This is a genomic window from Micromonospora sp. NPDC047793, from assembly GCF_040642635.1.
Lineage (GTDB): Bacteria > Actinomycetota > Actinomycetes > Mycobacteriales > Micromonosporaceae > Micromonospora.
In genome coordinates, this window is the sequence record NZ_JBEYSG010000005.1 from 57,135 (window position 1) to 83,140 (window position 26,006).

Annotated in this window: 25 protein-coding genes, 3 tRNA genes and 3 pseudogenes; 20 read left to right on the forward strand and 11 right to left on the reverse strand. The window is 71.8% G+C overall.

Going from position 1 to position 26,006, the window contains the following annotated elements:
• Nucleotides 1-5 precede the first annotated feature (5 nt).
• Nucleotides 6-1,073 carry an LCP family protein gene (locus ABZ738_RS12745; RefSeq protein WP_131052688.1) on the reverse strand — a complete coding sequence of 356 codons (1,068 nt, stop codon included), beginning with the start codon at nucleotides 1,071-1,073 and terminating at the stop codon, nucleotides 6-8.
• A gap of 114 nt (nucleotides 1,074-1,187) precedes the next feature.
• Between ABZ738_RS12745 and ABZ738_RS12750 the strand changes: the two genes are divergently transcribed.
• The 3 genes from ABZ738_RS12750 (at nucleotide 1,188) to ABZ738_RS12760 (ending at nucleotide 3,941) form a co-directional block, all read left to right on the forward strand.
• Entirely contained in the window at nucleotides 1,188-2,021 is an 834-nt protein-coding gene (locus tag ABZ738_RS12750) for a class I SAM-dependent methyltransferase (protein WP_131052689.1), read from the forward strand.
• Nucleotides 2,022-2,025: 4 nt separating this feature from the next.
• Nucleotides 2,026-2,844 (forward strand): MOSC N-terminal beta barrel domain-containing protein, encoded by an 819-nt coding sequence (locus ABZ738_RS12755; protein WP_131052690.1) that lies wholly within the window; start codon nucleotides 2,026-2,028, stop codon nucleotides 2,842-2,844.
• A gap of 89 nt (nucleotides 2,845-2,933) precedes the next feature.
• Nucleotides 2,934-3,941 (forward strand): expansin EXLX1 family cellulose-binding protein, encoded by a 1,008-nt coding sequence (locus ABZ738_RS12760; RefSeq protein WP_357212841.1) that lies wholly within the window; start codon nucleotides 2,934-2,936, stop codon nucleotides 3,939-3,941.
• A gap of 20 nt (nucleotides 3,942-3,961) precedes the next feature.
• Here the strand turns inward: ABZ738_RS12760 and ABZ738_RS12765 are convergent, their stop codons facing one another.
• The 3 genes from ABZ738_RS12765 to bcp form a co-directional block, all read right to left on the reverse strand.
• Nucleotides 3,962-4,495: a GNAT family N-acetyltransferase gene (locus tag ABZ738_RS12765; protein ID WP_357213300.1), complete on the reverse strand. Its 534-nt coding sequence runs from the start codon at nucleotides 4,493-4,495 to the stop codon at nucleotides 3,962-3,964.
• Nucleotides 4,496-4,562: 67 nt separating this feature from the next.
• Nucleotides 4,563-4,645, reverse strand: a tRNA-Leu gene (locus ABZ738_RS12770).
• Between the two features lie 63 nt (nucleotides 4,646-4,708).
• On the reverse strand, nucleotides 4,709-5,185 hold the full coding sequence (gene bcp / locus ABZ738_RS12775; RefSeq protein WP_131056084.1) for a thioredoxin-dependent thiol peroxidase: 477 nt from the start codon (nucleotides 5,183-5,185) through the stop codon (nucleotides 4,709-4,711).
• A 147-nt stretch (nucleotides 5,186-5,332) separates the two neighbouring features.
• On the opposite strand from bcp, the gene ABZ738_RS12780 reads away from it, so the two are divergent.
• The 4 genes from ABZ738_RS12780 to ABZ738_RS12795 are packed head-to-tail and all read left to right on the forward strand — an operon-like array spanning nucleotide 5,333 to nucleotide 7,972.
• Complete coding sequence (locus tag ABZ738_RS12780; RefSeq protein WP_357212843.1) at nucleotides 5,333-6,049, forward strand: energy-coupling factor ABC transporter permease; 717 nt, start codon at nucleotides 5,333-5,335, stop codon at nucleotides 6,047-6,049.
• Entirely contained in the window at nucleotides 6,046-6,432 is a 387-nt protein-coding gene (locus ABZ738_RS12785; RefSeq protein ID WP_357212846.1) for a PDGLE domain-containing protein, read from the forward strand. Before ABZ738_RS12780 ends, ABZ738_RS12785 begins: the two co-directional genes overlap by 4 nt.
• A gap of 8 nt (nucleotides 6,433-6,440) precedes the next feature.
• On the forward strand, nucleotides 6,441-7,205 hold the full coding sequence (cbiQ, locus tag ABZ738_RS12790; protein WP_131056090.1) for a cobalt ECF transporter T component CbiQ: 765 nt from the start codon (nucleotides 6,441-6,443) through the stop codon (nucleotides 7,203-7,205).
• A complete protein-coding gene (locus tag ABZ738_RS12795) occupies nucleotides 7,202-7,972 on the forward strand; it encodes an ABC transporter ATP-binding protein (RefSeq protein WP_357212849.1) in 771 nt (256 codons plus the stop codon). The genes cbiQ and ABZ738_RS12795 overlap by 4 nt, the downstream gene beginning before the upstream one ends.
• On the opposite strand, the gene ABZ738_RS12800 is transcribed toward ABZ738_RS12795, so the two are convergent.
• Genes ABZ738_RS12800 through ABZ738_RS12815 form a run of 4 tightly spaced genes read right to left on the reverse strand, consistent with a single transcriptional unit; the run spans nucleotide 7,962 to nucleotide 10,948 of the window.
• Nucleotides 7,962-9,134 (reverse strand): hypothetical protein, encoded by a 1,173-nt coding sequence (locus ABZ738_RS12800; RefSeq protein WP_357212852.1) that lies wholly within the window; start codon nucleotides 9,132-9,134, stop codon nucleotides 7,962-7,964. The two genes, ABZ738_RS12795 and ABZ738_RS12800, sit on opposite strands and share 11 nt — an antisense overlap.
• Nucleotides 9,131-9,847, reverse strand: coding sequence for a thioredoxin domain-containing protein (locus ABZ738_RS12805; protein ID WP_176092871.1), 717 nt, complete (start codon nucleotides 9,845-9,847; stop codon nucleotides 9,131-9,133). The genes ABZ738_RS12800 and ABZ738_RS12805 overlap by 4 nt, the downstream gene beginning before the upstream one ends.
• Complete coding sequence (locus ABZ738_RS12810) at nucleotides 9,840-10,358, reverse strand: MauE/DoxX family redox-associated membrane protein (protein WP_357212855.1); 519 nt, start codon at nucleotides 10,356-10,358, stop codon at nucleotides 9,840-9,842. Before ABZ738_RS12810 ends, ABZ738_RS12805 begins: the two co-directional genes overlap by 8 nt.
• The gene (locus ABZ738_RS12815; RefSeq protein ID WP_357212858.1) at nucleotides 10,355-10,948 is read right to left on the reverse strand and encodes a sigma-70 family RNA polymerase sigma factor; all 594 of its coding nucleotides are present in this window, start codon (nucleotides 10,946-10,948) and stop codon (nucleotides 10,355-10,357) included. The genes ABZ738_RS12810 and ABZ738_RS12815 overlap by 4 nt, the downstream gene beginning before the upstream one ends.
• A gap of 204 nt (nucleotides 10,949-11,152) precedes the next feature.
• Between ABZ738_RS12815 and ABZ738_RS12820 the strand changes: the two genes are divergently transcribed.
• From ABZ738_RS12820 to ABZ738_RS12830, 3 genes and pseudogenes are all read left to right on the forward strand, one after another.
• Nucleotides 11,153-12,817: a copper resistance protein CopC gene (locus ABZ738_RS12820; protein WP_357212861.1), complete on the forward strand. Its 1,665-nt coding sequence runs from the start codon at nucleotides 11,153-11,155 to the stop codon at nucleotides 12,815-12,817.
• Between the two features lie 15 nt (nucleotides 12,818-12,832).
• Entirely contained in the window at nucleotides 12,833-13,594 is a 762-nt protein-coding gene (locus tag ABZ738_RS12825) for a YcnI family protein (protein WP_357212863.1), read from the forward strand.
• A 670-nt stretch (nucleotides 13,595-14,264) separates the two neighbouring features.
• A pseudogene (locus tag ABZ738_RS12830) lies at nucleotides 14,265-14,528 on the forward strand (hypothetical protein); the annotation flags it as partial.
• Between the two features lie 266 nt (nucleotides 14,529-14,794).
• On the opposite strand, the gene ABZ738_RS12835 reads toward ABZ738_RS12830, so the two are convergent.
• Entirely contained in the window at nucleotides 14,795-16,090 is a 1,296-nt protein-coding gene (locus tag ABZ738_RS12835) for a glycosyltransferase family 87 protein (protein ID WP_131051244.1), read from the reverse strand.
• A gap of 67 nt (nucleotides 16,091-16,157) precedes the next feature.
• Here ABZ738_RS12835 and orn point away from each other — a divergent pair, with 67 nt between their 5' ends.
• The 4 genes from orn (at nucleotide 16,158) to ABZ738_RS12855 (ending at nucleotide 19,201) form a co-directional block, all read left to right on the forward strand.
• Nucleotides 16,158-16,754 carry an oligoribonuclease gene (gene orn / locus ABZ738_RS12840; protein WP_201272270.1) on the forward strand — a complete coding sequence of 199 codons (597 nt, stop codon included), beginning with the start codon at nucleotides 16,158-16,160 and terminating at the stop codon, nucleotides 16,752-16,754.
• Nucleotides 16,755-16,846: 92 nt separating this feature from the next.
• Nucleotides 16,847-16,922: transfer RNA gene (locus ABZ738_RS12845), tRNA-His, on the forward strand.
• A 160-nt stretch (nucleotides 16,923-17,082) separates the two neighbouring features.
• On the forward strand, nucleotides 17,083-18,606 hold the full coding sequence (locus tag ABZ738_RS12850; protein WP_357212868.1) for an MFS transporter: 1,524 nt from the start codon (nucleotides 17,083-17,085) through the stop codon (nucleotides 18,604-18,606).
• A 34-nt stretch (nucleotides 18,607-18,640) separates the two neighbouring features.
• Nucleotides 18,641-19,201, forward strand: a complete 561-nt coding sequence (locus tag ABZ738_RS12855) for a TetR family transcriptional regulator (RefSeq protein ID WP_131054056.1) — start codon at nucleotides 18,641-18,643, stop codon at nucleotides 19,199-19,201.
• Between the two features lie 182 nt (nucleotides 19,202-19,383).
• Here ABZ738_RS12855 and ABZ738_RS12860 read toward each other — a convergent pair whose 3' ends face one another.
• Together ABZ738_RS12860 and ABZ738_RS12865 are read right to left on the reverse strand one after the other, a co-directional pair.
• Nucleotides 19,384-20,643, reverse strand: a complete 1,260-nt coding sequence (locus tag ABZ738_RS12860) for an Ig-like domain-containing protein (protein ID WP_176092879.1) — start codon at nucleotides 20,641-20,643, stop codon at nucleotides 19,384-19,386.
• 125 nt (nucleotides 20,644-20,768) lie between these two features.
• Nucleotides 20,769-22,013, reverse strand: coding sequence for an Ig-like domain-containing protein (locus tag ABZ738_RS12865; protein WP_131054054.1), 1,245 nt, complete (start codon nucleotides 22,011-22,013; stop codon nucleotides 20,769-20,771).
• 185 nt (nucleotides 22,014-22,198) lie between these two features.
• On the opposite strand from ABZ738_RS12865, the gene ABZ738_RS12870 reads away from it, so the two are divergent.
• The 6 genes and pseudogenes from ABZ738_RS12870 to ABZ738_RS12895 all read left to right on the forward strand — a co-directional run bounded on the left by ABZ738_RS12870 (nucleotide 22,199) and on the right by ABZ738_RS12895 (nucleotide 25,713).
• A tRNA-Lys gene (locus ABZ738_RS12870) sits at nucleotides 22,199-22,274 on the forward strand.
• A gap of 395 nt (nucleotides 22,275-22,669) precedes the next feature.
• Nucleotides 22,670-23,014: pseudogene (locus ABZ738_RS12875) on the forward strand (pentapeptide repeat-containing protein); the annotation flags it as partial.
• A 70-nt stretch (nucleotides 23,015-23,084) separates the two neighbouring features.
• A pseudogene (locus ABZ738_RS12880) lies at nucleotides 23,085-23,147 on the forward strand (hypothetical protein); the annotation flags it as partial.
• 3 nt (nucleotides 23,148-23,150) lie between these two features.
• The gene (locus tag ABZ738_RS12885; RefSeq protein ID WP_357213303.1) at nucleotides 23,151-23,552 is read left to right on the forward strand and encodes a TetR-like C-terminal domain-containing protein; all 402 of its coding nucleotides are present in this window, start codon (nucleotides 23,151-23,153) and stop codon (nucleotides 23,550-23,552) included.
• Between the two features lie 131 nt (nucleotides 23,553-23,683).
• Nucleotides 23,684-24,637, forward strand: a complete 954-nt coding sequence (locus ABZ738_RS12890) for an aldo/keto reductase (protein WP_357212872.1) — start codon at nucleotides 23,684-23,686, stop codon at nucleotides 24,635-24,637.
• A gap of 140 nt (nucleotides 24,638-24,777) precedes the next feature.
• A complete protein-coding gene (locus ABZ738_RS12895; RefSeq protein WP_357212875.1) occupies nucleotides 24,778-25,713 on the forward strand; it encodes an oxidoreductase in 936 nt (311 codons plus the stop codon).
• Nucleotides 25,714-26,006 lie beyond the last annotated feature (293 nt).

Below are 26,006 nucleotides of genomic sequence, written 5' to 3' on the forward strand. Positions count from 1 at the left end.
ACCGGTCACTTCTTCTCTGCCCCGGCGATGATGTCCTGGACGGCGTCCCGGCGGACGGCCGCATAGAACGTGTCGACCCGCTCGTCGTCGGCGAAGACCACGCTCTCCGAGCCGACCCGTCCGGTGCCCCTGGTCGGGCTGGTCACGAACGTCAGACTCCGGCCGCGCAGGTTGCGGTTCTCGGTGGCCATGTCGAACAGGGAGAGATCCTTGTCCATCGAGAGCGAGCCGGAGGTGGCCTGGAGGAAGGAGTTCAGCCGCGCCGGGTTGGTGAGCAACCCGCCCGAGGTCGCCTTGTCCAGGATCGCCTTGATCACTTGCTGCTGGTGCCGGATGCGGGAGAAGTCGCCGTCGGCGAACTGCTTGCGCTGGCGGGAGTAGTCGAGAGCCGTCTCGCCGTCCATCTTCTGCGGACCGGCCTGGAACGTGCGGAACGGTGGATGGATCGAGGTGAACTGCTTCTCGGAGTTCACCTCGATGCCGCCGAGCGCGTCGATGATCTCCGTGAAACCGGCGAAGTCGACCATCAGCACGTGGTCGATGCGGACCTTGGTGAACTGTTCCACGGTCTGCACCATGAGCGGCACCCCACCCCACGCGTACGCGGCATTGATCTTCGCGTCGCGACCGCCGCGTCCCTCCGCGGAGCGTGGCACGGCGACCCAGGTGTCGCGGGGGATGGAGATGAGCTGGGCGCTGGAGCGGTCCTTCGGCAGGTGGGCCAGGATGATGGTGTCCGTGCGAGAACCGCCGGTGCTCTCCGGATCGCGCGAGTCGCTGCCGAGCACCAGAATGTTGAGCGCGTCGGTGGCGACCACCTCGGGCCGGGTCTCCGCCGGTACGCCGTCGAAGGCGTCGACCCGCTCGATGTCCGACTCGACCGACTTCAGATAGAAGCCTGCGGCCACCATGCCCCCGGCGCCGACCAGCACCAGCACCAGCACGCTGATCAGGGTGATCCGCAGCCATCGGCGACGCGGTCTGCCGGCGGTCGTCGGCTCCGGCGCGTCGGTGCCTCCCGCAGGCGGGTTCTCCGCCGGGGAGACGGTCCCGGCCTGCTCTCCACTCGACATGGCGGAGATGCTACTGATTTCACGTTCTCGGGGAATCCCCGGCCGGTGCCGAATTTCGCCTGGCCGTCCCGTCGTGTCCCCCACACGTTCCCGTCAGTCTGATACAACCCAGCCGTGGACGCCGTCAAGCTGCGTCGGGCCATTGCCCGTACCCGCCTCGCACCCGTTGCCGCCTTCCCGAAGCGACTGGTCGCGGTCGCCCGTCATGACGCCCGGGTGCTCCGTACCTCGGTCCGCTGGTTGGTGGCCTCCCGGGAGCACCACAACTACACGTACGAGCTGACCAAGCTCAGCCGCAGCCACCTCGCCTGGTTCGTCAGCGTGGTCTGCGACCTGCCGGTGCAGCAGGTGCGCGGTTACCTGAAGGAGATCGAGTCGGACGACGCGCTGCGGCAGCACATCTCCTCGGCCACCGCCGGTGCGGCCCGTCGCGGGCTGGCCGACACGCAGGTCCGGTACGCCCGCCGGATCGGCTGGTACGCGATCGTCCGTGCCCGCAAGCCGACGCACATCGTGGAGACCGGCGTGGACAAGGGGCTGGGCAGTTGCGTACTCGCCGCCGCTCTGCTGCGCAACGCCGCCGAGGGCCACCCCGGCCGGGTCAGCTCGATCGACATCAACCCGGAGGCCGGCTACCTGGCCCGGGTCGCGCCCTGGTCGGAGGTGATCGACCTGGTCGTCGGCGACTCCGTCGAGTCGATCGGCGCCCTGGACCGGCCGGTCGACCTGTTCCTGCACGACAGCGACCACCGCCGCGCCTACGAGAAGCGCGAGTTCGACGCCGTCGAGTCGAAGCTGGCACCGGGGGCGATGCTGCTCACCGACAACGTCACGCACACCACCGTGCTGGCCGACCACGCCGAGCGGACCGGCCGCCGGTTCCTCGCCTACCGGGAGACGCCGGTCGACCACTGGTACCCCGGCGACGGCATCGGGGTGGCATGGTGACCGGGTGCGGTTGACCGAGATCAACACCTATCCGATCAAGGGCTGTCGGGGGATCGGCCACGCCGAGGTCGGGGTGGCGCCGTGGGGCCTCGACGGCGACCGGCGCTGGATGGTCGTGGACGCCGAAGGCGTCGGCGTCACCCAGCGCGAGGACACCTCGCTGGTCCGGGTGCATGCCCGGCCCGGACCCGACGGGCTGCTGCTGCGCGCCGAGGGGCAGCCCGACCTGTCGGTGCCCGAGCCGGTCGGCGTCGACCCGGTGCCGGTGCGCACCTTCCGCCGTCGGGTGCTGCGGGTCGACGCGCTTCCCGCCGGCCCGGCCGCCGACGCGTGGTGCAGCGCGGTGCTGGACCGGCCGGTCCGGCTGGTCTGGCTGGCCGAGCCGACCCGGCACATCGAACCGGGCCGCAAGAAGCACGACCCGGGCGACCGGGTCAGCTTCGCCGACGCGTACCCGGTGCTGCTGACCAGCACCACGTCGCTGGCCGCGCTCGGCGACTGGCTGACCGAGGCGGGCGCGGAACCGGTGCCGATGACCCGGTTCCGTCCCAACCTGGTCGTCGACGGCGCACCCGCCTGGGCGGAGGACGGCTGGGAGGGGAGGCCGCTGCGGATCGGCGGTGTCGCGTTCCGCGCCGCCGGCACGTCGGCCCGCTGCCTGGTCACCACCACCGACCAGGAGACCGGGGTACGCGGCCGGGAACCGTTGCGCACCCTCGCCCGGCACCGCAACATCGGTCGCCAGTTGCTGTTCGGGCTGAACGTCGTACCGGTGGAGTACGGCCGGCTCACCGTCGGTGACCAGGTGGAACCGGCCGGTTGAGGCGTGTCGACCGGCCCCGCTGATCTTCGTCTTAGCTTTCGCTTAGGTGGCTTGTCCGACCCGGTGGCCGTCCGGCAACATCGGTCCGCGTGACCGACGGAACCGACGGCCCCGCCGACCGAGCCCGCACCCGGCGTCCGAAGCTGGGCCGTTGGCTGGCCGGTGGGGCCGTGGCGACACTCGCCACCGTTCTCGGCCTGACCCTCGCCCTGCGCTCGGGTGCCGCACCCGCCTGCGCCGCACCGCCCCGCGCCGCCGCCCCGGTCGCCGCCGCGCTGCTCGCCCCGCCCGCCGCCGGCACCCTCAACAAGGGGAAGTCGACCTTCTACGACTCCAAGGGCGAGGGCGGCAACTGCTCCTACCCGTCCGCCCCCGCCGACCGTCTCTACGTCGCCCTCGGCCCCAGCGAGTACGCCGGCGGCGCGGGCTGCGGCGGTTACCTCGACGTGACCGGGCCCAAGGGCAAGGTCCGTGTCATGATCATGGACCAGTGCCCGGAGTGCGCGCCCGGACACATCGACCTCTCCCGGGAGGCGTTCGCCCGGATCGCCGACCCGGTGCAGGGCATCGTGAACGTCAGCTACCGCCTGGTGGTCGACCCGCCGCTGGCCGGCCCGCTCACCTTCCGGATCAAGGAAGGCGCGTCGCAGTACTGGTTCGCCGTGCTGGTCGCCGGACACGGCAACCCGCTGCGCGCGGTCGAGGTACGCCAAGGCAGTTCGGGTAACTGGCGGGCGGCCGCCCGGGAGAGCTACAACTACTGGCTGATCGACTCCGGCGCAGGCCCCGGACCGTACCAGATCCGGGTGACCGACACCCGTGGACACCGGGTGACCGCCACCGGCATCCGGATGGCTCCCGGTCAGGTCCAGCGCTCCACGGTCCGGATGTACGGCGGCACCACGGGCGGCACGACCACCGCGTCCCGGTCACCGTCGGCCAGTCCGAAACCGCGCGCCAGCGCCACCGGAAGCCCGACCCCGTCCGTCTCGACCACCCCGTCGGCCGAGACGGCGACCCCGGCCGCGCCGACCAGCGATCCCGCCGCCCTGCCGCCCGTGCCGGTGGCCGCCACGACGCCGGGCTGCGGCACCTGACGACCCGCTCGCCGGCAGCGCTAGCCGGTCGGGTCGGGCGTCAACCCGAGCCACATCAGGATCTCGTCGCGGTCGTCGCCGGGGCCGACCCGCAGCGCTGCGGGCCAGCGGCCCACCTCGCGGTAGCCGAGTCGCCGATAGAACCGGTCCAGTCCCAGCCCGTCCCGCACCGTCACGTGCAGGGCCGCCAGCCCCAGGACCCGGCCCACCCGCTCGGCCTCGCGCATCAGCGCCTCGCCGAGTCCACGCCCCTGCGTGTCCGGGTGCACCATCACGCGGGTGAGCACCCGCAGGTGCGTCTTGAGGTGGAACCGTGGGTCGGTGAAGATCGCCATGGCGACCAGCCGGTCACCGTCGTACCCCAGCAGCAGGCGGTCCGGCCCGTCCGCGATCCCGGCCAGCGTCGGGTCGGCGATGGTGCGGACATGGTCGGCGGTGACCGGGGCGACGAAGCCGACCGCCCCGCCCGCGTTGGTGACGTCGACCCAGAGCGCGACGATCCGGGTACGCAGATCGGGGGTCAGCTCGGGATCCAGGACGAAGCGCAGACTCACGGTGCCCATCGTCATCGAACCGCACCCCGATCACCTGCGATCGTGACCAAGGCGACGGACCGGTCGGTGCGGGAGGGGGGATTCGAACCCCCACGTCCTTTCGGACAATAGGACCTAAACCTACCGCGGCTGCCATTACGCCACTCCCGCCAGCGAGACAGAGTCTAGAGCGTCGCGCCGGGACCGTGTCGAGTCGGCGGGCGGTCCGCCGCGTCAGTCCAGGCCGAGATCGCGGCGGAGCTTGGCGACGTGGCCGGTGGCCTTGACGTTGTAGAGCGCCCGCTCGATCTTGCCGTTCTCGTCGATGACGAACGTCGAGCGGATCACCCCGGTCACCGTACGGCCGTAGGACTGCTTCTCGCCGTACGCCCCGTACGCGGTCAGCACCGACTTGTCGGTGTCGGCGACCAGCGGGAAGGTGATCGCGTCGCGCTCGCGGAACGTGGCCAGCTTCTCCGGCTTGTCCGGCGAGATGCCGATCACCTCGTAGCCGGCGGCCTGGAGCGAGGCGAGCGAGTCACGGAAATCGCAGGCCTGCTTGGTGCAGCCGGGGGTCATCGCGGCCGGGTAGGCGTACAGGATGACCTTGCGGCCGCGCAGGTCGGCCAGGGTGAGCTGCCCTCCGGTGTCGGTGGGGAGGGTGAACTCGGGTGCCGCGTCACCGGCGGCGAGACGAGCGGGTGCGGTCATGGCACGACCCTACCGCCGTGCCGTGCCGACCCGGTCGGCACGCCGCACCCGTGATCACCCTCTTGCCAGGTATTGGCAACAGCCTATGTCGGGAAATACGCTCACCTCTGCCGGCGAGCGTGGGCCCGCCGTCACGTGGGAGGTCACGTGGAAACCCTGGCCATGCACATCTCCAACGGAATCATCAACGGCCCGGTGGCGGCGGCCTTCGGGGTGCTGGCGCTGGCGGCGATGGCGTTCTGCGTCCGGCGCGGACGACAGGACCTGGACGACCGCCTCGCGCCGATGGCCGGTCTGGTCGCCGCGTTCATCTTCGCCGTGCAGATGCTCAACTTCCCGATCTTCATCGGGGGAGTCAGCGGCCACCTGCTCGGCGGTGCGCTCGCCGCCATGCTGGTCGGTCCCTGGGTCGGCGCGCTCTGCGTGGCGGTGGTGCTGGCGGTGCAGGCACTGGTCTTCGGTGACGGCGGCGTGGCGATGCTCGGGCTCAACGTGACCAACATGGCGGTCGTCGGCATCGCGGTGGCGTACCTGACGATCGCGCTCCTGCTGCGGGTGCTGCCGCGTACGCCGACCGGGCTGGCGGTGGCGGCCTTCGTCGCCTCGGTGGTCAGTGTGCTGGTCGCGGCGATGGGCTTCGTGCTGCAGTACCAGCTCGGCGGCACCACCGACCTCGGCGGCAACCTGGCCGGTCTGGCCGGCACGATGGCCGCCTCCCACCTGCTCATCGGCGTCGGCGAGGGGCTGATCACGGCGACCACCGTGGTCACCGTGGCGAAGGTCCGACCCGACCTGGTGTACGCGCTGCGGGCCCTGTCGCCGACCGCGTCGAGGTCCGTCCCGGCTACCGGAGGTGTCCGATGAGTACCCGGTCCCGGTCCTTCCTCGTCGGCGGTCTGCTCGTCGCGCTGCTGCTGGCCGGGCTGGTCAGCAGCGTCGCCTCGGCGCACCCCGACGGGCTGGACTCGTCGCTGCGGGAGGGCTGCGTCTTCGACGCCGACGACGAGATCGTCGGCGGGGACTGCCCGGCGCGGCAGGAGAAGGAGCACGAGATCGGCGGGCCGCTGGCCGACTACGGCATCGCCGGGCTGGACAACGACGTCGTCTCCACCGGTCTGGCCGGCGTGCTGGGCGTACTGCTCACCTTCGCCGTGGCCGGCGGCGCGTTCTGGCTGGTCCGCCGTCGTGGCCCGGGGCCGGACGGCGAGGCGGACCGGAACGGCGTCACCGCGTCGGGCCGGGGGTAGCGGCGGGGATGGCCGCCGCGCACGTGCTGTACCGGGAGTCCGACTCACCGGTGCACCGGCTGCCGCCGGAGGTCAAGATCGCGGCGATGGTGGCGTTCACCGTCGCCGTCGTCGCGACGCCCCGCGTGGCGCTCTGGGCCTTCGGCGTGTACGCCCTGCTGGTCGCCGCCGTCGCCGCGCTGGCCCGGGTGCCCGCCGGTTGGCTGCTCCTGCGCTCGACGATCGAGCTGCCGTTCGTGCTGTTCGCGGTCGCGCTGCCGTTCCTCGGCACCGGTGAGCGGGTCGACGTGCTCGGGCTGGCGTTGTCGGTCGACGGGTTGTACGGCGCGGGGAACATCCTCGCCAAGGGCACCCTGGGCGTGTGGGCGTCGCTGCTGCTGGCCGCGACCACCACCACGCGGGATCTGATCGTCGGGCTGGACCGGCTGCGCTGCCCGCAGATCCTCACCCAGATCGCCACCTTCATGCTGCGCTACCTGGACGTGCTGGTGGGTGAGGCCCGCCGGATGCGGATCGCCCGGATCTCCCGGGGCGACGACCCGCGTTTCCTCTGGCAGGTGCGGGGGTTCGCGGTCGGGGTCGGTGCCTTGTTCCTGCGCGCCTTCGAGCGGGGGGAGCGGGTGTACCTGGCGATGCGTTCGCGCGGGTACACCGGCGTGATGCCGGTGGTGTGGTCGGGTCCGGGTGCGGCGACGACCGGTCAGTGGCTGCTCGCGGCCACCGTCCCGGTGCTGGCGGGCACCGTGGCGGCCACCGCCGCCGTGCTGACGTGACCACCGGTGGGCCGCCGCCCAGCCTGCACGTGCACGGCGTCCGGTACGCCTACCCGGACGGGCACGTCGCGTTGCGCGGTGTCGACCTGACGGTGGCCCGGGGTGAACGGGTGGCCCTGCTCGGCCCGAACGGTGCCGGCAAGACCACGCTGGTGCTGCACCTCAACGGGATCCTGGTGCCCACCGAGGGCGGCGTCACCGTGGGCGGCCTGGCGGTCGGTCCGGACCGGGCCACGCTGGCGGAGATCCGCCGCCGGGTCGGCATCGTCTTCCAGGACCCGGACGACCAGCTCTTCCTGCCGACCGTCGCCGAGGACGTGGCCTTCGGACCGGCCAACCTCGGGCTGCGCGGCGCGGAACTCACCGCTCGGGTGGACGAGGCGCTGGCCGCCGTCGGCATGTCGGAGCACCGGGAGCGGACCCCGCACCATCTCTCGTTCGGTCAGCGCCGCCGGGTGGCGGTGGCCACCGTGCTGGCCATGCGTCCGGAGATCCTGGTGTTGGACGAGCCCTCGTCCAACCTGGACCCGGCGGCCCGGCGGGAGCTGGCCGTGATCCTGCGGTCCCTGCCGGTGACGCTGCTGATGGTCACCCACGACCTGCCGTACGCCTACGAACTCTGCGACCGCTCGGTGATCCTGGACGCCGGCCGGATCGTCGCCGACGCTCCGACCCCGGCGCTCCTGGCCGACGCGGAGCTGCTGGCGCGGCACTGGCTCGAACTGCCCTACCCGTTCCGCCCCCTGCCGTACCCGGTCACCGAGTGACCGGTTCGGCCGGCTCGGTCGGTGTGGCGGGCTCGGTCGGCCCGGTCGGTGTGGCGGCCCGGCCGGTGGCGTGCAGGCGCAGCACCGCGGCGGCGAGTGCTCCGGCCCCGGCGACGATGACCACCACGACCAGCATCCGGGTGGCGGTGGCCGACCAGGGCACCGGTGGGACGGCCCGGGACAGCACGGCGGCGTTGGCGATCCCGGCGAAGAGGGCCAGGCACGCCCCGGCCAGCGCCAGCACGAAGTCCACACCGTCGCGTCGGGTCACCGCCACGCCACCGGCGACGATCGCGCCGAGCCCGGTCACCAGCGTCCAGACCGGGCCGGAGAGCAGCCCGGCCAGCACGGCGCCGACTCCTTCGGCCCCGGCGTCGAGCACCCGTCCCACGGCGAGCACGACCGCCGCCACCCCGCCGACCGCCAGCAGCGCACCGAGGCCGGTCCGCGCCCGACCGCCGGGGGAGGAGGCGGCCGGCAGCAGCCCGGCCGCGCCCACCGCGAGCGCGCCGAGCGTGATCGCCACCCACCAGGGGTACGCGTCCGGCGGCGGCACCCAGTCCAGGGTGCCCCGGATCTCGGTGCGCCCGTCCGCGTCGCGCAGCGGTACGGCCCAGTCGCGTACCCGGTGCTCGCGGTCGGGTGCGGCGCGGACCTGGGCGGGCGGACCCGCCTCGCGCCACAGCGCGCGCTGGTCGTGCCAGCGGGCGGTGGTGCCGGTGTCGACGCGTCGCCACTGCGGTGCGGCGGCCGGATCGACCTCGTCCGGCAGCGGGGTGTCGGCGAGGATGGTGCGGTTCAGGTACGTCGCCGGGGAGCGGGTGTTCTCGAAGACGCCGTCCGGCCCGACCCGCAGGTAGGGCTCGCCCGAGTAGCCGATCACCTCGACCGGCCGGTCACCGGTGTTGGTCAGTTCCAGTCTGGCGCCCGCCTCGACCACCCGGACCCGCAGGTCGGGTCGGGCCGCGACCGCGCCGACCGCCACCCGGTAGTCGGTGCCGTCGGGCGCGTCCGCGCCGTGTGCGGCGGCCGGGGCGGCGGTCACCAGCAGCGCGGCGACCACGGCGGTGAGCAGCAGCCCGACGCGGGCCGCCAGGGGCGACAGCCAGGGACGGGCCGCCAGGGGCGACAGCCCGACGCGGGCCGCCAGGGCACGGATCACTTTCCGGCCGCCTCCACCGCGGCGGTGATGTTCTCCGGCGTCCACTGCTGCACCGGCTCGCCGTCGACCAGCACGGTCGGGGTGCCGGTGACGTCGGCGCGGTTGGCCTCCTCGGTGACGTGCGCGGTCCACGACGTGTACCTGCCGTCCCGGACGCAGGTGCCGAAGGCGTCCCGGTCCAGCCCGACCTCGGCGCCGATGTCGATGAGCTGGTCGTTGCTGAGGCCGGCGCCGCCCTCCGGCGGCTGGCGCTCGAACAACGCCGCGCCGAACTCGCTGAACCTGCCGCCCTCGGCGGCGCACCCGGAGGCGGCGGACGCACGGGTCGAGTACTGGGTGCTGGAGAAGCGGTTCAGGTAGGCCACCGGGTGGTACACGACCCGGATCTTGCCGTCGTCGACGAGCTGTTTGAGGGTGGGGCCGCTGGTCTGCTCGAACTGCTTGCAGGCCGGGCAGATGTAGTCCTCGTACACGTCGACGGTGACCGGTCCGGTGCCGACCACCACGCCGGTGCCCGCGTCGTTGGCGCCCGGTGGCGGGGTGAAGTCGCCGGACCGCTGGCCCGACCAGACACTCCACCCGATCAGCCCGGCGATGACCAGCACCACCACCGCGCTGAGTGAGATCCACAGGGTCCGTTTGCGGCGCCGCTCGCGGGCCAGTTGCTCCCGGACGACCCTTGCCGCGTCCTTGCGTCCCTTGCGACTACTCATCTTCGTCCTCCACCGGTTCGCCCGTCAGGACGCCGTCGAGTGAGACGGCCGTCCGGGGCCAGATCAGCAGGAACCCGGCCATCGCCAGGAAGGCCACGTCCCGGAGGATCTCCGGGAGGTAGCTGGGGCGCTGCCCGGTCGGCAGCTCGCCGCCGGTCCCGAAGCAACCGCAGTCGATCGCCAGGCCACGGGCCCAGGCCGAGGCGATGCCCGCGATGAAGAGCAGCAGCAGGACCGCCGAGACCCCGGCGGTCAGCCGGGTGGCCAACCCGAGCAGCAGGAGTACGCCCAACGCCAGCTCGACGAAGGGCAGCGCCGCGCCGATCACCACCGCCAGGTCGTACGGCATCACCTGGTACGCGTGCACACTGCGGCCGGAGGCGGCCAGGTCACCGACCTTGGAGGCGCCGGCATAGAGCCAGACGGCGGCCAGCCCGAGCCGGAGGGCGAGCCCGAGCCAGGGCCGCCACCGTGTCCACCTCGACGTCGCGCTCCGCGCAGCCCCGTTCACCCGGCCAGCGCCTCACCGACCGCGTCCACGAGGTCGGCGCGGGCCCGGGCGACCCGGGATCGGATGGTGCCCACCGGCACGCCCTCCACGGTCGCCGCCTCGGCGTACGAGAGGCCGAGCAGTTGGGTCAGCACGAACGCGCCGCGCCGCTCGGCGGGCAGTCGGCGGACAAGGTCGGCCGTGCCGAGTTGCCCGGCCGGATCGGGGTGTGCCAGGTCGGTGTGCGCGTGGGCGGTGAGTCGCTGGTCGAGGCGTCGCCGCCGGACCACCGTCCGGAGGTGGTCGGCGCAGGCCCGCCGGGCGATGCCGAGCAGCCAGGTGCGGGCGGTGGACCGGCCCTCGAAGGTGGGCAGTGCCCGGAACGCCCGCAGGTAGGTTTCCTGGGTGAGGTCGTCCGCGCTGTCCCGGTCGAGCAGTGCCGCCGTGAACCGCCACACCTCGGCCTGGGTGGCCCGGACGAAGGCGGCCTGGGCGGCCGGGTCGCCGTCGCGGGCGGCGAGGGCCCATCCGGTGGCCGGGTCGGGGCCGGCGTGTCCGTCGACACCGCCGGTGTCGGCGGTGGCGCGGCTGTCGCGCGGAGCGGGGATCACGACAACCCAGGTTACGCGGCGGGACCGGCAGCAGCAGGGTCCTTCGGCCCTTCATGGCCTGCGCCACGCCGGGAACTTTCTCCGGGTTCCGGCCGACTACCCGCTCATGACCTCGGCTCGGCACCCGCGTGGGCGTACCCGATCGAGGACGATAGTCGTCAATCGATGGCCGCGACTCGCCGGAAGGGGGTCCGGTCGGAGACGATGTGGGTCATGACTGCCGTCCCTCGCCGCCGATCCGCCCGCTGGGCCGCCGCTGCCGGCCTGCTGGTCACCGTCGTCGCCCTGCTGCTCGTCCCCGCCGGACCGGCCGCCGCCCACGCCGTGCTCTCCAGCAGCAGCCCGGCCGCGTCGGCCGTGGTGCCCACGGTGCCGGCCGAGGTGGTCCTCACCTTCAGCGAGACGGTCCGCCGGGTGCCGGACCGGATCCGGGTCATCGCCCCGGACGGCTCCCGCGTCGACCGGGGCGATCCGACCTTCACCGACAGCGTGGTCAACATCGCGGTCGACACCTCCGGCGGCAACGGCACCTACCTGGTGACCTACCGGGTGATCTCGGCGGACAGCCACCCGGTCTCCGGTGCGTTCACGTACTCCGTCGGCGCGCCCTCGGAGCCGCCGGTGGACAGCGGCGACGACGGCCGGGCCGATCCGCTGGTCACCAACGCGATCAAGACCGCGAAGTTCGTCGGGTACGTCGGTCTGCTGCTGCTCGTGGGCCCCGCACTGGTGCTCGCGCTGCTCTGGCCGCGTCGGCTCTCCCGGCAGGGACCGGCCCGCCTGGCCTGGACCGGCCTGGGGTTGGTGGCGGTCTCCACCGTCGCGGTGGCGTTGTTGCAGGTGCCGTACACCAGCGGGGGCGGGCCGTTCGACATCAGCGGCGAGGGGCTGGGCCTGGTGCTCGGCAGCACCTTCGGCGCCGCGCACCTGATCCGGCTGGGACTGCTCGCGGCGGCGGTGTTCCTGCTCCGGCCGCTGCTCGCCGGGCCGGTCGGCCGGGCCGATCTGATCATCCTCGGCCTGCTCGCCGGTGCGGCGCTGCTCACCTGGCCGCTGGCCGGGCACCCGGCGGCCTCACCCGCCCCGGCGGTGTCGGTGATCGTCGACGCGGTGCACCTGGGCAGCATGGCGGTCTGGCTGGGCGGTCTGGTGATGCTCGCCGCCTTCCTGCTGCCCCGGGCGGACGAGCGGGAGTTGGGCGCGATCCTGCCGATCTGGTCGCGCTGGGCCGCGCTGGCGGTCTCCGCGCTGCTGCTCGCCGGCATCGTCCAGGCGCTGATCGAGGTGGCCACCCCGGCAGCGCTGGTCGGCACCACGTACGGCCGACTGGTGCTGGCCAAGGTCGGGCTCTTCGCCGTGGTGATCGGGTTGGCCGCGTACTCGCGGAACCTGATCCGCAAGCGGATCGCGGCCAGCCGCCCCGCGCCGGTACGCCGGGCCGTCTGGGCGGAGCTGGCGGTCACCGCGGTCGTGCTCGGCGTCTCCGCCGTCCTGGTGCAGACCACTCCCGCGCGGACCGCCTCCTCGGACGTCGCCGCCGTCGACGCCGGCTACTTCACCACCCGGGTGGAGAGCACGCTCTACGCGCTGCAGATCGAGATGTCCCCGGCCCGGCGGGGCAACAACTCGGTGCACTTCTACGCGTACACGCTGGACAACCGGCCGCAGCCGGTCGTCGAGTGGAAGGCCACCATCGCGCTGCCGTCGGCCGGGATCGAGGCGATCGACATCCCGCTGCTGCCGCTGACCGACAACCATGCGACCGGCGAGATCACGCTGCCGGGTCCGGGGGAGTGGGAGCTGCGGGTGACCGCCCGGACCACCGAGATCGACCAGGCCACGGTGACCGCCACCGTGCCCGTTGCCTAGAGAGGTTCCATACCGATGATCCGTCACCGGCGTACCGTGGGTACCGCCGCCGCCCTGGCGCTCGGCGCCGTCGCCACCGCCGTCCTCGGCTTCGCGACGCCCGCGTCGGCCCACGTCTCGATCAGCCCGAGCGAGGCCGAGCAGGGCGACTACGGCAGGTTCGCGTTCCGGGTGCCGAACGAGAGCGACACGGCGTCGACCACCAAGCTGGAGATCTTCCTGCCGGAGAACGCCGCGATCGGCTCGGTCTCCACCGCGCCGGTGCCGGGCTGGACGGTGGCGGTGGAGAATCGGCGGGTCGACCCGCCGATCCTGGTGCACGGTGCGGAGATCTCGGACGTGGTCGCGAAGGTCACCTGGACGGCGAGCGGCGACGCCGGGATCGCCCCGGGCACGTTCCAGGAGTTCCCGGTCATGCTGGGCCCGCTGCCCGAGGTGGACCAGATGGTTTTCAAGGCGCTGCAGACCTACTCCGACGGCGGGGTGGTGCGCTGGATCGACGAGCCGCAGCCGGGCGGTGAGGAGCCCGCCGCCCCGGCGCCGGTGCTCACCCTCGCCGCCGCCGGCACCCCGACGGAGGGGCCGGCCGGGGCGCCCGCGCCGGAAACGGTGGCTGACGACGATGACGAGGACGGCTCCGGGTTGGCCGTCGGCCTGGGCGTTGCCGGGCTGGTCGCCGGGGTCGGTGGTCTGGTGCTGGGCGGGCTCGCGTTCTCGCGTACCCGCCGGGACGCCGGCCCGGCCGACCGCGACGGCGAGGCGACCTCGACCTCCTGACCGCTCCGGTTGTCGCGGGCCCGCCGGGATGTCCCCGGCGGGCCCGTCCGCTTTCGGACCCGCTGCCGTGGATATCCGCAGATCAGCCGTTCGCCGTGGGTAAGGTCTGCCGGGTATCTCGCTACGGAGGGGGACAAGGCGGATGCGTTTCGTGTGGGCGTTGGCCGGCATGGTGCTGCTGATCACCGGCACCACCGCGTTGCTCGGTGCCGCCGGACTCGGCCTGTTGACCAGTCACGCGGATCCGGGCGGGGGGTTCACCGCCCGCGTCGAGACCGTGCGGACACCCGGGCACGCGGTGGTGGTGGTCGACCTGGACGCGCTGCTGCGGCAGGAGGTGCCGTTCAGTCGGGTCGGGCAGGCGCGGCTGCGGCTGGAGGCCCGCACACCGGACGGCCCGGCGTTCGTCGGGTTGGCCCCGGCCGACGAGGCGCGTCGCTGGCTGGCCGGGGCACCGCACGCGGTGGTGCAGCGGACCGCCCTGGCCCGGGGCCCGCTGCCGGTCCGGCTGGAGCACCGCGCCCCGGAGGTCGGCACGCCGCCGACCGTGCCGGCCGCCCCGGCCGCACAGACCTTCTGGGTACGCGCGGGTGCCGGCGCCCTCGAATGGAGTCCCGGGGAACTGGCCGGTCAGCGACTGAGCCTGGTGCTGATGCACCCCGACGGCCGGGCCGACCTGGCCCTTGACCTGCGCGCCGAGTTGCGGGCCGGTTGGGTCGCGCCGGCCACCTGGGGCTCGCTGGCCGGCGGCATCCTGCTGGTGGTCCTCGCGGCGCTGGTGCTGCTGCGCCCGGTACGCCCGCGCGAGGTGGTCTTCGTGGTCGAACCCGACCAGGTGCCGGTGCTCGCCGGCAGGCTGGGCGTCAGCTCGCTCAGCGGCCTGGGCACCCCGCCGTCGCCGCGTGCGACGCCCGAGCGGCAACTGGTGTCGGTGGCCGCCGCGCCCCGGGCGGCGATCGCCCCGGTGCCGCGTCCGGAGACCCTGGCCGACCTGCCCGCCCCGCACCACCCGCTGCGCCCGCCCGCCCCGCCGTCCTGACGGTCCCTCGGTGGGTGCCGGGGCAGCCGTCCTGACGGCACATCGGTGAGCACCGGTGCCGGGACGGGTGGGGCGGGCCCTCCGCGCTGCCGACGTGGAGGGCCCGCCCATCACCGGGGGATATCGGTGCCCATCGGAGGGATGATGCCTCTACGGGCAGATTACCGGTGAATGGTCGTCTCGGGAAGAGTGTCCGCTTCGTGCGACTCGGTCAGTGGCCGGTCCACCCGCGGACGCACCGGCAGCACGACCAGCAGCAGCAGGCAGAGCAGCACGTACGCGTTGCGGAGTACGAACTCCCACGGCGTCTGGGTGGGTGTCGGAGTGACGCCCCAGTCGTAGAACGACACCACGCCGTACACGATGATCATCGAGGTGCCGAGCGCGAGCCAACTCAGCCGGCGGCGCCGCCGCGCCCCCTCGGGCGTGCGGGGATCGGTCCGCAACGCCGCGTCGATCAGGATGATCACCGCCGGGACGAACCAGTAGATGTGGTGCGTCCAGGTGATCGGGCTGATCAGGGCGGCGACCAGGCCGGTCAGGGTCAGCGCGGTGAGTGCGTCGCCGGCCTGGGTGGCGCGTACCGCCCGCCAGAGGCCGTACGCGACGACGGCCGCGACCAGGGGCAGCCAGATCAACCGGCTCGGCTCCTCCGGCGCGGTCAGCCGGCTCAGCAGCCCGAACAGCGACTGGTTGCCGGTGTAGTCGGTGCGACCGACCCGGTCGGTGGCCCACAGCTCGTGCGTCCAGAAGCGCCACGAGTCGCCGGGTGCCACCGCAGCGGCGAGCAGGGTGGCTCCGGCGGCGGCCGCGCTCGCCACCACCGCCGCGCGCCAGCGCCGGGTGGCCAGCAGATAGACGATGAAGATGCCCGGGAAGAGCTTCAGCGCCGTGGCCAGCCCGATGCCGATCCCGGCCCACCGGCTGCCACGGGGTACGGCGAAGAGCAGGTCGGCGAGGATCAGCACCACCAGCAGCATGTTGATCTGTCCGAAGGTGATCGTCTCCCGGGTGCTCTCCACGCCGAGGACCAGCAGCGCGCCCACGGCCAGGGTGAACGCGTACGGCAGGCGGTGCCGGCGGATCACCGGGTCGAGCAGCCACTTGGTGGTGACCACCACGCCGAGCACGGTCAGGCCGGTGAAGATCGCCACCGTGGCGCCCAGCTTCAGCAGGGAGAACGGCAGCAGCAGCAACGCGGCGAACGGGGGATAGGTGAAGAAGAGCTCACCCTGCACCCGGTCGGGCTGGGCGTAGTCGTAGAGCGGATTGCCGGCGGCCCACCAGTCCATCGCCGCCATATAGATCTTGAGGTCGAAGAAGTCGTGCACGGTGCCCGGCAGGTAGAGCACCGGCAACACCGAGGCGAGCGCCAGTGCCCCGACGATCCGCCGTGCGGTGCGGCCACCAGGGTCTTCGAGGTCGACGCTGGACGGTGTGGCGGGTTCGGCGGGCACGGGAAAGACCCTAGCGGTCGGTCGGGCCGGCGGCGCGCAGCCACGGTGCGTGGGCTGCGCGTAGGCTGTGCCGATGGCTGATCTTCTCGTCTGGATCGACTGTGAGATGACCGGGCTCGACCTCGGTGGCGACAGGTTGATCGAGGTGGCCGCGCTGGTCACCGACCCCGATCTGCGCGTGCTCGGCGACGGCGTGGACGTGGTCATCCACGCCGACGACGCGGCGCTCGACGCCATGCCGGAGATCGTCCGCACGATGCACGGCAAGTCGGGGCTGACCGAGGAGGTTCGCCGCTCCACGGTGAGCCTGGCCGAGGCTGAGGAGCGGGTGCTCGACTACATCACCAGTCACGTGAAGGACCCACGGACGGCACCGCTCTGCGGCAACTCGATCGCCACCGACCGGGGATTCATCGCCCGGGACATGCCCCGTCTCGACGCGCACCTGCACTACCGGATGATCGACGTCTCCTCGATCAAGGAGCTGTGCCGCCGGTGGTACCCCCGGGTGTACTTCGGCCAGCCGCAGAAGGGCCTCGCCCACCGGGCGCTCGCGGACATCCGGGAGAGCATCCGCGAGCTGGAGTACTACCGGCGCACCATCTTCGTACCGCTGCCCGGTCCGGACGTGGAGAGCGCCAAGGCCATCGCCGCCGACCTCTGAGCGTCCCGGCAACCCGCTGGACGCGGTCGACCACGGTGGGGGTATGATTTCTCCGCACCCGCACGGGCGATGAGTTCGGGCGCGGCGGCATGGTGGCTGTAGCTCAGTTGGCAGAGCACCGGGTTGTGGTCCCGGTTGTCGTGGGTTCAATTCCCATCAGTCACCCCACACCTGCGAGGCCCGAACCTTTGGTTCGGGCCTCGTTCTCGTTCCGGTCGCCCCTCCCCTCGGGCCAGCACGCGCCCGTATCCGCTGTGGCCTTGCCCTCGACAGATATTTGAACGATAGTTCTAGTTGTACGTTCGTTCAAATATCTTGTGGAGGTGCCGTGTCGGAGGTCGCCGTCCGGCGTGCGGGCGGGCGCGAGTGGGCGGGCCTCGGGCTGCTGGCGCTGCCCACGCTGCTGATGGGTCTGGACGTCACCGTGCTGTACCTGGTGCTGCCGAGCATGGCCGAGGCGCTCGACCCGTCGGCCACGCAGACCCTGTGGATCATGGATGCCTACGGGTTCCTCATCGCCGGGTTCCTCATCACCATGGGTACCCTGGGGGATCGCATCGGCCGGCGACGCCTGCTCCGGATCGGGATGGCCGCGTTCGCGCTCGTGTCGGTGCTCGCGGCCGTCGCGCCCAGCGTGGAACTGTTGATCGCGGCCCGTGCGCTGCTCGGGATCGCGGGCGCGACGTTGATGCCCTCGACGCTGTCGCTGATCTCCAACATGTTCGCCGACGCCCGACAGCGCGCGATGGCGATCGGGGCCTGGGCCACCATGTTCGCCCTGGGCATGGCGGCCGGTCCGGTCGTCGGCGGTGCCCTCGTCGACGCGTACTGGTGGGGCGCGGCCTTCCTGCTCGCCGTCCCCGTCGCGATCGTCGTCCTGATCGGGGCGAGGTCACTGCTGCCCGAGTACGCCGACCCGCAGGCCGGGCCGCTGGACCTGGTCAGCGTCGCGTTGTCCCTGGCGGCGATCCTGCCCGTCGTCTACGCGGTCAAGCAGGCAGCCTCCCACGGTGCCGGTGCGCGTACGCCGGTCCTCCTCGTCGTCGGCGCGATCGCCGGGGTGGCGTTCGTCCGCCGGCAACGGCACCTGACCGCGCCGCTGCTGGACGTGACCCTCTTCGCCGACCGGGCCTTCTCCGCAGCTCTCGCCGTCCTGCTGATCGGGCTCGTCGGTGTCGGCGGCACCATGTACATGGTCACGCAGTACCTCCAACTCGTGGAGGGCCTCACCCCGTTCACCGCGGGCCTGTGGATGGGCCCGCCGGCGCTGGCGATGTTCGCCGCCGCCGTCGGCGCGCCCCTGGTCGCCCGGCGGGTCCGGCCGGGCCTGGTCATGGCCGCCACGCTCGCGTCGTCGGTGTTCGGCTACGTCCTGCTGGCCACCGCCGCTCCCGGCGACACGGTGACCGTCGTGGCCGGGTTCGCCGCCGTCTACCTCGGTCTCGGGGCGATCGCCGCGCTCGGCACCGACATGGTCGTCGGCGCCGCACCGGCCACCAAGTCCGGATCGGCCGCCGCCATGTCCGAGACCGTCCAGGAACTCGGCATCGCCGTCGGCGTCGCGCTGCTCGGCAGCCTCAGCACCGCGCTCTACACCGCGCGGATGGTCGCGCCGGCCGACACCGCACCGGAGGTCGCCGACCGCCTCACCGGAAGTCTCGCGGGCGCGCTCGCCGTCGCCGACCAGGTGCCGACCGAGGCCGTACGGGCCGCGCGGGACGCCTTCACCACCGGGGTGAACGTCGCCTCCGCCGTGGCCGGCGTCGCGATCGTGGCGGCCACCCTGCTGTGCCTGGTGGCCCTGCGGCACGTCCCTCCCCTCGGCGCGGATCAGGACGCCGACGGTCACTGACCGCTCGACTACCCTGGGCGCCAGGGGAGGGAGCATGAGCGAGGAACCCGTCGACGGGCGACGCGCCAGGGGCGCCAAGCGCCGGTCCGAGATCATCGAGGCCACCCTCGCCGTCGTCCTCCGCGAGGGCGCAGCCGGTGTCACCCACCGTGCCGTCGCCACGCAGGCCGGCGTCGCCACCAGCCTGAGCATCTACTACTTCGCCACCCTGGACGACCTTCTCGTCGCCGCGCTGTCCAGCGTCGCCGACGGGTACACCGAACGGATCCGCCGGATCATCGACGGCCCGGGTGACAAGCTGCGCGGCCTGGCCGCACTGATCGTCGAGTCCGCCGGGCCGGGACGCGAGAAGGCGCTGGCCGAACGCGAACTGTCCACGCTCGCCGCCCGCAGACCCGCTCTCGCCCCGATCGCCCGGCACTGGCGTGAGAACGTCGCCGCGCTCGCCGCCACCCTCACCGACGACCCCCACGCCGTGGACGCGGTGGTCGCCGCCTCCGACGGCCTGTGCACCGCCATCCTCATCGAGAACGTCCCCGCCGACACCGACCACGTGCACCGGATCCTGGCGCACGCGCTCGGCGTCGACCGCTAGTGCGGTGTCCAGAAACGTTCACCGGGCCGCGCCGGGTCCAGACGACGACCGGCGGCGTGGGAGTCGGGCCTGGATACAACACCGGTATCCAGGCCCGACTCCGCCTTGCCGGACCGCCGCCTGGACCTCGCCGCGACACCGCCAACGTTCCTTGACACCGCACTAGCGGACCGGCCGTCGACTCACTCGGTGGTGTCGGGGGAGGCGTCCGGCGCGGACTCGTCGCCCGCCGGCTCGTACGGCAGGGCGCTGCCCTTGACGTACTCGTCCCAGCTCACGTTCCAGTCCGTCCAGCCGTTGCCGTTCTGGAGCTTGCGCTCGGTGCCCTTGACCACGATCGGGTCGCCGACCTTCGTGTTCTCGAAGAGCCAGGCGCCGTTGACCATCGAGACGTTCACGCAGCCGTGCGAGACGTTGGTGGTGCCCTGCTGCCCCTCCGACCAGGGCGCGGCGTGGATGAACTCCCCGCCCCAGGTCAGCCGCTGGGCGTAGTCGATCTTCGTGCGGTAGCCCTCTTCGGGGCCCAACTCCTCCAACGTGTCGAAGACCGTCTTGCGCAGCTTCTCCATCACCACCATCGTGCCGCTGGAGGAGGGCGTGGTCTTCTTGCCGAGGCTCACCGGGATCGTCTTGATCGTCTCGCCGTCCCGGGTGACGACCATGCGTTTGTTGCTGTTGTCCACCGTCATGACCAGCTTCGGGCCCACGGTGATGTCCACGGTCAGGTCGGCCCGGCCGTACCAGCCGTCGCCCAGCGGCAGCCCGCCCGCCTGCACCCGGTAGGAGACCTTGCTGCCGGCCTTCCAGAACTCCTTCGGCCGGTAACGGACCTCGGTGGGGCTGACCCAGTGCCAGACGCCCTCCTGGGCGGGCGTGGACTTCACCGTCATCCGCCGCTGGAGGTCGGCGCGGTACTTCTCCGGGATCTCCCGGCCGAACTTCACGATCAGCGGCATCGCGACCCCGACCGTCTGGTCGTCGCCGAGGAAGCTGGTGACCCGGACCTGGTTGCTCGGCTGCTTCATCACGGTGAACGCGCTGGTCGCGGTCACCGGGACACCGTCGTCGCCGGTCGCGGTGACGGTCGCGGTGTACGACTCGCCGTACGCCAACGCCTTCGACGGCAACCAGCTCTTACCGTCCGGGGCCAGCGTGCCCTTGACCGGCTCCCCGTCGGCGCCGGCCAGCTCGACAGTGGTCTCCTCGGACTGCTCGGCGGCGAAGGTGACCGCCGTCGAGGCGGGAACGTCCTTCGCGTCGGCGGCCGGTTCGCTGATGCTCACCGACGCCTTCGGCGCCGGCTGGTCGGCACCGTCCTGCCAGCCCGGCCCGTTGTCGCCGCCCTTGCCGCCGGTGCAGGCGGAGGTCAGCACCATCGCCACGGCGAGCATCCCCGCGGCGAGCACCCCCCGCCGGCGGTTGCGCTGGTCCCGAACTCGCATGGTGTCCTCACAGTCATGGTCCGCTGCCCGTCCACATCACAGACGCACCGGAACACGTACCCGTTGCGGAAGGTGAACCGAAACACGTGGAGCGGGATGTCCGGATAGTGACATATCTGGCACGGTCACAGGGCCGGACCCGCACCACCGTCCGGAACCGGCAGCGCGCTGCCCTTGACGAACTCCGACCAGCTCAGATCCCACGCCGTCCAACCGTTGCCGGCGGCCAGCTTCCGCTCAGTGCCCTTGATGGTGATCGGATCACCGACCTTGGTCCGTTCGAAGAGCCAGCGGGCGTTCGCCAGGGACACGTTCACGCAACCGTGTGACACATTCTGCCGTCCCTGGACGTGTTCCGACCAGGGCGCCGCGTGGATGTACTCGCCACCCCAGGTCAGCCGCTGGGCGAACTGGATGTCGGTGACGTAGCGGTTCTCCGGATCGGGATCGTCCATCGTGTCGAAGACCGTCGCCTCCTTCTTCTCCATCACCACCAGCGTGCCACTGGACGACGGGGTCTTCTTCTTGCCCAGGCTCACCGGCAGGGTCTTGATCAGGTTGCCGTCCTCGTACACCCGCATCTGCTTGTCGGCATTGTCCACCTTCATCTCGAAGGCCGAGCCGATCTTCGCGGTGGCGCTCCGGTCGACGTTGCCGAACCGGCCGTTGCTCAGCGGAATGCCGGTCAACGCGATCCGTACGGACAGCTTCGTGCCGGCCTTCCAGTACTCCGGCGCCCGGTAGAACGCCTGAGTGCCGTTGCTCACCCAGTGCCAGGTGCCCGGCTGCGGCGGATCGGTCTGCACGAACATCCGCTTCTGCACGGCGGCCCGATCCTTCTTCGGGATGCCCGGGTGGAACTCCGCCACCACCGGCATCGCCACGCCGTACGTCCGGTCGTCGAAGAGGTAGAGCCCCGAGGTGATCATCGAGCCGGGCTTCGCCATCGTGGTGAACGTGCTGGTCCCCTCGCTGACCGAGCCGTCCGGCTGCTTCGCGGTCACCGTGGCCGTGTACTCGGTGGACCACTTCAACGGCGCGGACGGCACCCAGGACGAGCCGTCCGTACGCAGCTTGCCCTTGACCTCCTTGCCGTTGGCGGTCGTCAGACTGACCTTCGACACCGTCGCGCCGTCCGGCAACTCGGCACCGATCTCCACGCTCACCGGCCGCTTCTTCGCCCCGTCGGCCGGGCTCACCGCCAACGGCGGCCCACTCGACGGCGGTGTGTCCGGCGTCACCGCACCGCTGGTCGCGGGCCCCGGCACGAACTCGGCAGCCGAGCCCTCCTCGCGACAACCCGACAGTGCCAGCGACGCCACCAGACCCAGGGTGCCCACCAACGCCCCGGCCCGCGCGAACCTGCCCATCCCCACCCCTGTCTTAGCGACCTGGCGGACATCGTGCCCCATCCACGCCGCCCAACATGAACCCGTCCCACGCCTTGTGTGTGCTTGTTGCCAAATGTCCGGAAAGCTCGACCGAAGGGAGGACCCGGGTATCGGATTGGAACCCGCCTCAGGGTGCGTGCTAGGGTTTCCCCCGTTGCCACCGAGCGCCGCTAGCTCAACTGGCAGAGCAGCGGACTCTTAATCCGCGGGTTCGGGGTTCGAGTCCCTGGCGGCGCACCAAGCAGCAAGGCCCTGACCTGGTAGAACTCTGCCGGTCGGGGCCTTTTTCGTGTTGTCGTGATGGCTGGTCGCTCGCCGGGTGCTCGGGAGCCGATGAACCGCTCCGGCGTCGGCGGGACGCGCGGCGCGGCGACCGTCGGCGCCGATCATGGAGTTGTGGTCGCCGCAAAACGTCTTTTGGTGGACATGGAAGTGACCACCACTCCATGATCGGCGCGGATTGGGGCAGCTCCTCGTCGAGGAGTTGGCTCTGGTGGACGGTGGTGGTGATGGCGGTGTCAATGGTGACGAGCCTGGCTCGGTGGGCAGCGCGATCTCCAGGTGGTCTGCCAACTGGCGGCATCGTTCGACGCGGGGTGGCGTGCCCACCCCGCGCCCGTACAGGTTGAGGAGACATGCGGGCGACGACCGTGGGTGACGTGACCCTTCTCCTGCCGGACCTCCATCCGGAGGACCTGGACCAGGTCACCGACCTCTCCGACGGTGACCTCCGCGACGGCCTCATCGATGGGGTCTCCTGGCGTGGCGAACAGCTTGTGGAGCAGAGCATCCGAGGCTGTCGGATCACCGGCGCGGACCTCGGTGAAGTCAGCTGGGAGGCGGGGGCTCTCTACGGGTGCGAGGTCGTGCGGACGGACCTGCCCGGCGCGACCCTCACCGGCATCAGCATCGAACGGTGCGCGTTCACGGGGTCCCGATTCACCGGCACCCGGCTCGTCGACGTCCGACTCAAAGACGTCCGGCGAGCCTGCAGGAAGCGCTACTGGCCCTCGCCCGCGAACGCCCCTGGACGAGATCGCCGTCGGAGACATCACCAGCCGGGCGGGCATCAACCGCAGCACCTTCTATCAGCACTACGACGACAAGGAACAACTCTTGACGGCCGCACTCAAGAGCGCCGTCGACCGGGCCTCCGCCGGAATCCACACCACCAGGCGGGACCCTCTCGTCCCGGGTACCGCACCCGAGATGAGGCTCTATCTCGAACACATCGCCGCCAACGCGACCGTCTACCGGCAGGTCCTGCAGAGCAACAGATCCTCGATCGTCGCCGCAGCCCTCCGCGAGCGGATCGAGGAACTGATCACCAGCGGCCTCGACGCGTCGACCGCCCTCGACGAGGACGACCTGCCCCGCGATGTCCTTGCCGCCGCACTGTCGGGCATGACGATCGGCATCATCACCGCCTGGCTCCGGCGCGACCCGCTCCCCGATGCGGCCGTCGCGGCACGATGGCTCTGGCGCAGCCTCACCCGCCCGGCGGCCCCGCAGACCTGACCGACAGGGTCCGTTCCCGATCCGCCGTGGTTCAGCAGCGTCACAATTCACCTCGACGCACGGTCGTGTGTGGAGGCCCGGAACAGAACCCAGGCTCCGGCTGACGGATCCCGCCCATTTCTGGAGGAACGATGAGACGACGTGAGCTGTCCGATGGATCGGGCGTTCAGGTCAGCCAACTCTGTCTCGGTGCCATGTCGTTCGGGACGGTGATCGACGAGGCGACCTCGTTCGCGATCCTGGACCGGTTCGTCGAGGCCGGCGGCACCACGATCGACACCGCGAACTGCTACTCGTTCTGGGTGCCCGGTGGGTCCGGTGGCGAGAGCGAGGCGGTGCTGGGGCGCTGGCTGGCCAGCCGGGGCAATCGGGACGACCTGGTCCTGGCGTCGAAGGTCGGCTCCGGGTTGGCGGCCGGCGGAGGGGCCGAGGGACTCGGCGCGTCGGTGATCCGGGAGCAGCTTGCCGGCTCGCTGAAGCGGCTCGGCGTCGACCATCTCGACGTCTACTACGCCCACCGCGAGGACCGCGAGACCTCCGACGAGGAGACCCTGGCCACGTTCCACGAGGCGGTGACCGAGGGCAGGGTGCGGGCGCTGGGGGCCAGCAACCACGCCGCCTGGCGGCTGGCCGAGACGCGGGCGTTGGCCTCGGCCCGGGGGTGGACGCCGTACACGGTGGTCCAGCAGCGCTATTCGTACCTGCTGCCGCGTCCGGCGACCGTGCTACCTGAGGGTGGGCACGTGCACGCGAGTGACGAACTGCTGGACCTGGTACGCAGTCGCGATCTGACCATGTTCGCGTACAGCACGCTGTTGTGGGGGACCTACACCCGCGCGGACAGGCCGTTGCCGGAGCACTACGCGCACCCGGGCACCGAGCGCCGGCTGCGGGTGCTCGGGGAGGTGGCGGCGGAGCTGGGCGCCACCCCGAACCAGGTGGTGTTGAGCTGGCTGATGGACGGTGACCCGGCGATCGTGCCGATCGTCGGGGTCAGCTCGGTGGCACAGCTCGACGAGTGTCTGGCGTCGGTCGACCTGAAGCTGCCGACCGAGCTGCGCCAGCGCCTGGACCAGGCGGCCTGAACCGAGAGTGCCTGGCGAGGCCGCCTGAGCAGGATGCCGCAGGCCACCGAGGCCGACCGCGCTTGACGCGGCGGCGGTACGCGGTAAGCCTTGTCACGCCTGCGATGCCGGTCGTCGGCGGCGGGCCGGAGGGGTGACGGATGACGCGCTGGACGTACGACGATGTTCCCGACCAGCGGGGACGTACCGCGATCGTCACCGGCGCCAACACCGGCCTCGGCCTGGAGACCGCCCGGCTATTGGTGGGCCGGGGCGCCCGGGTGGTGCTCGCCTGCCGCGATCAGGACAAGGGCGAGGCGGCCGTGGCACGGATCCGCGCGCAGTTCCCGGACGCCGAGGTGCGGAGTCTCCGGCTGGACCTGGCGGATCTCGGCTCGGTCGCCGAGTTCGCCGCCGCGTACCGGGCCGAGCACGACCGGCTGGACCTGCTGGTGAACAACGCGGGCGTGATGTATCCGCCGCTGCGGCGTACCCGGCAGGGGTTCGAGTCCCAGTTCGGGGTGAACCACCTCGGGCACTTCGCGCTCACCGGCCGGTTGCTCCCGCTGCTGCTGGCGACCGAGGGGTCCAGGGTCGTCGCGGTGGCCAGCAACGCGTACCGCACCGGCCGGATCGACCTCGACGACCTGAACTGGGAGCGACGGCGCTACGGGCGGTTCGCCGCGTACGCGCAGAGCAAGCTCGCCGTGCTGCTGTTCGTGTTGGAGTTGGATCGCCGGTTGAGCGGGGCCGGGGCGCCGGTGCGGGTGACCGCCGCCCATCCCGGATGGACGTACACCGGCGAGGGGCAGGGGCGGGACCGGTTCGTCGACGTCGTCAACACCATCGGGCGGTACGTGGCGATGAAGCTCGACGACGGGGTGCTGCCGACGTTGCGGGCCGCGACCGATCCGGGGGCCGAGAGCGGCAGCTACTGGGGGCCGGCGCACCGGATGGAGAACTCCGGTCCGCCGGTGCGGGCGGGCCGGAGTGCGCGGGCGCTGGACGTCGCGGTGGCGGTGCGGCTGTGGACGGAGAGCGAGCGGCTGACGGGTGTGCCGATCACCGTCGACCCGGTCGGTCGTACCGACCTCTGACGGTGTGCGGCCGGGGCCGGGAATCGCTGTGGTCCGGCCAATGATCCGTGGAAGTTTCATCTATACCGGAGATCGCGCGGTAATCACCGGCGCCGCATGTCCAATTGCCGCATCCGGTGGATATCGGTCGGAGTAAACGGGGTGGCGCGTCAGGCATAGACCGGAGTAAGGTCTGCGCCTACCCCGATACGTCTCCTGACTGAATCATGGCCCGGCGGCCTGGTGAGGAAACAATTCTCCCCTGCATGCCGGGCCGCCCCTTGCCCTGTTCGGCCTCGTGGAGGAGCTTCCGT

Excerpts from the sequence above, each read along its gene's own strand:
- ABZ738_RS12745 (WP_131052688.1), bottom strand. The coding sequence starts at position 1,073 with ATGTCGAGTGGAGAGCAGGCCGGGACCGTCTCCCCGGCGGAGAACCCG.
- bcp (WP_131056084.1), bottom strand. The coding sequence starts at position 5,185 with ATGACCGCACCCGCTCGTCTCGCCGCCGGTGACGCGGCACCCGAGTTC.
- ABZ738_RS12785 (WP_357212846.1), top strand. The coding sequence starts at position 6,046 with ATGAGTACCCGGTCCCGGTCCTTCCTCGTCGGCGGTCTGCTCGTCGCG.
- cbiQ (WP_131056090.1), top strand. The coding sequence starts at position 6,441 with ATGGCCGCCGCGCACGTGCTGTACCGGGAGTCCGACTCACCGGTGCAC.
- ABZ738_RS12805 (WP_176092871.1), bottom strand. The coding sequence starts at position 9,847 with ATGAGTAGTCGCAAGGGACGCAAGGACGCGGCAAGGGTCGTCCGGGAG.
- ABZ738_RS12820 (WP_357212861.1), top strand. The coding sequence starts at position 11,153 with ATGTGGGTCATGACTGCCGTCCCTCGCCGCCGATCCGCCCGCTGGGCC.
- ABZ738_RS12825 (WP_357212863.1), top strand. The coding sequence starts at position 12,833 with ATGATCCGTCACCGGCGTACCGTGGGTACCGCCGCCGCCCTGGCGCTC.
- ABZ738_RS12855 (WP_131054056.1), top strand. The coding sequence starts at position 18,641 with ATGAGCGAGGAACCCGTCGACGGGCGACGCGCCAGGGGCGCCAAGCGC.
- ABZ738_RS12860 (WP_176092879.1), bottom strand. The coding sequence starts at position 20,643 with ATGCGAGTTCGGGACCAGCGCAACCGCCGGCGGGGGGTGCTCGCCGCG.
- ABZ738_RS12865 (WP_131054054.1), bottom strand. The coding sequence starts at position 22,013 with ATGGGCAGGTTCGCGCGGGCCGGGGCGTTGGTGGGCACCCTGGGTCTG.
- ABZ738_RS12890 (WP_357212872.1), top strand. The coding sequence starts at position 23,684 with ATGAGACGACGTGAGCTGTCCGATGGATCGGGCGTTCAGGTCAGCCAA.
- ABZ738_RS12895 (WP_357212875.1), top strand. The coding sequence starts at position 24,778 with ATGACGCGCTGGACGTACGACGATGTTCCCGACCAGCGGGGACGTACC.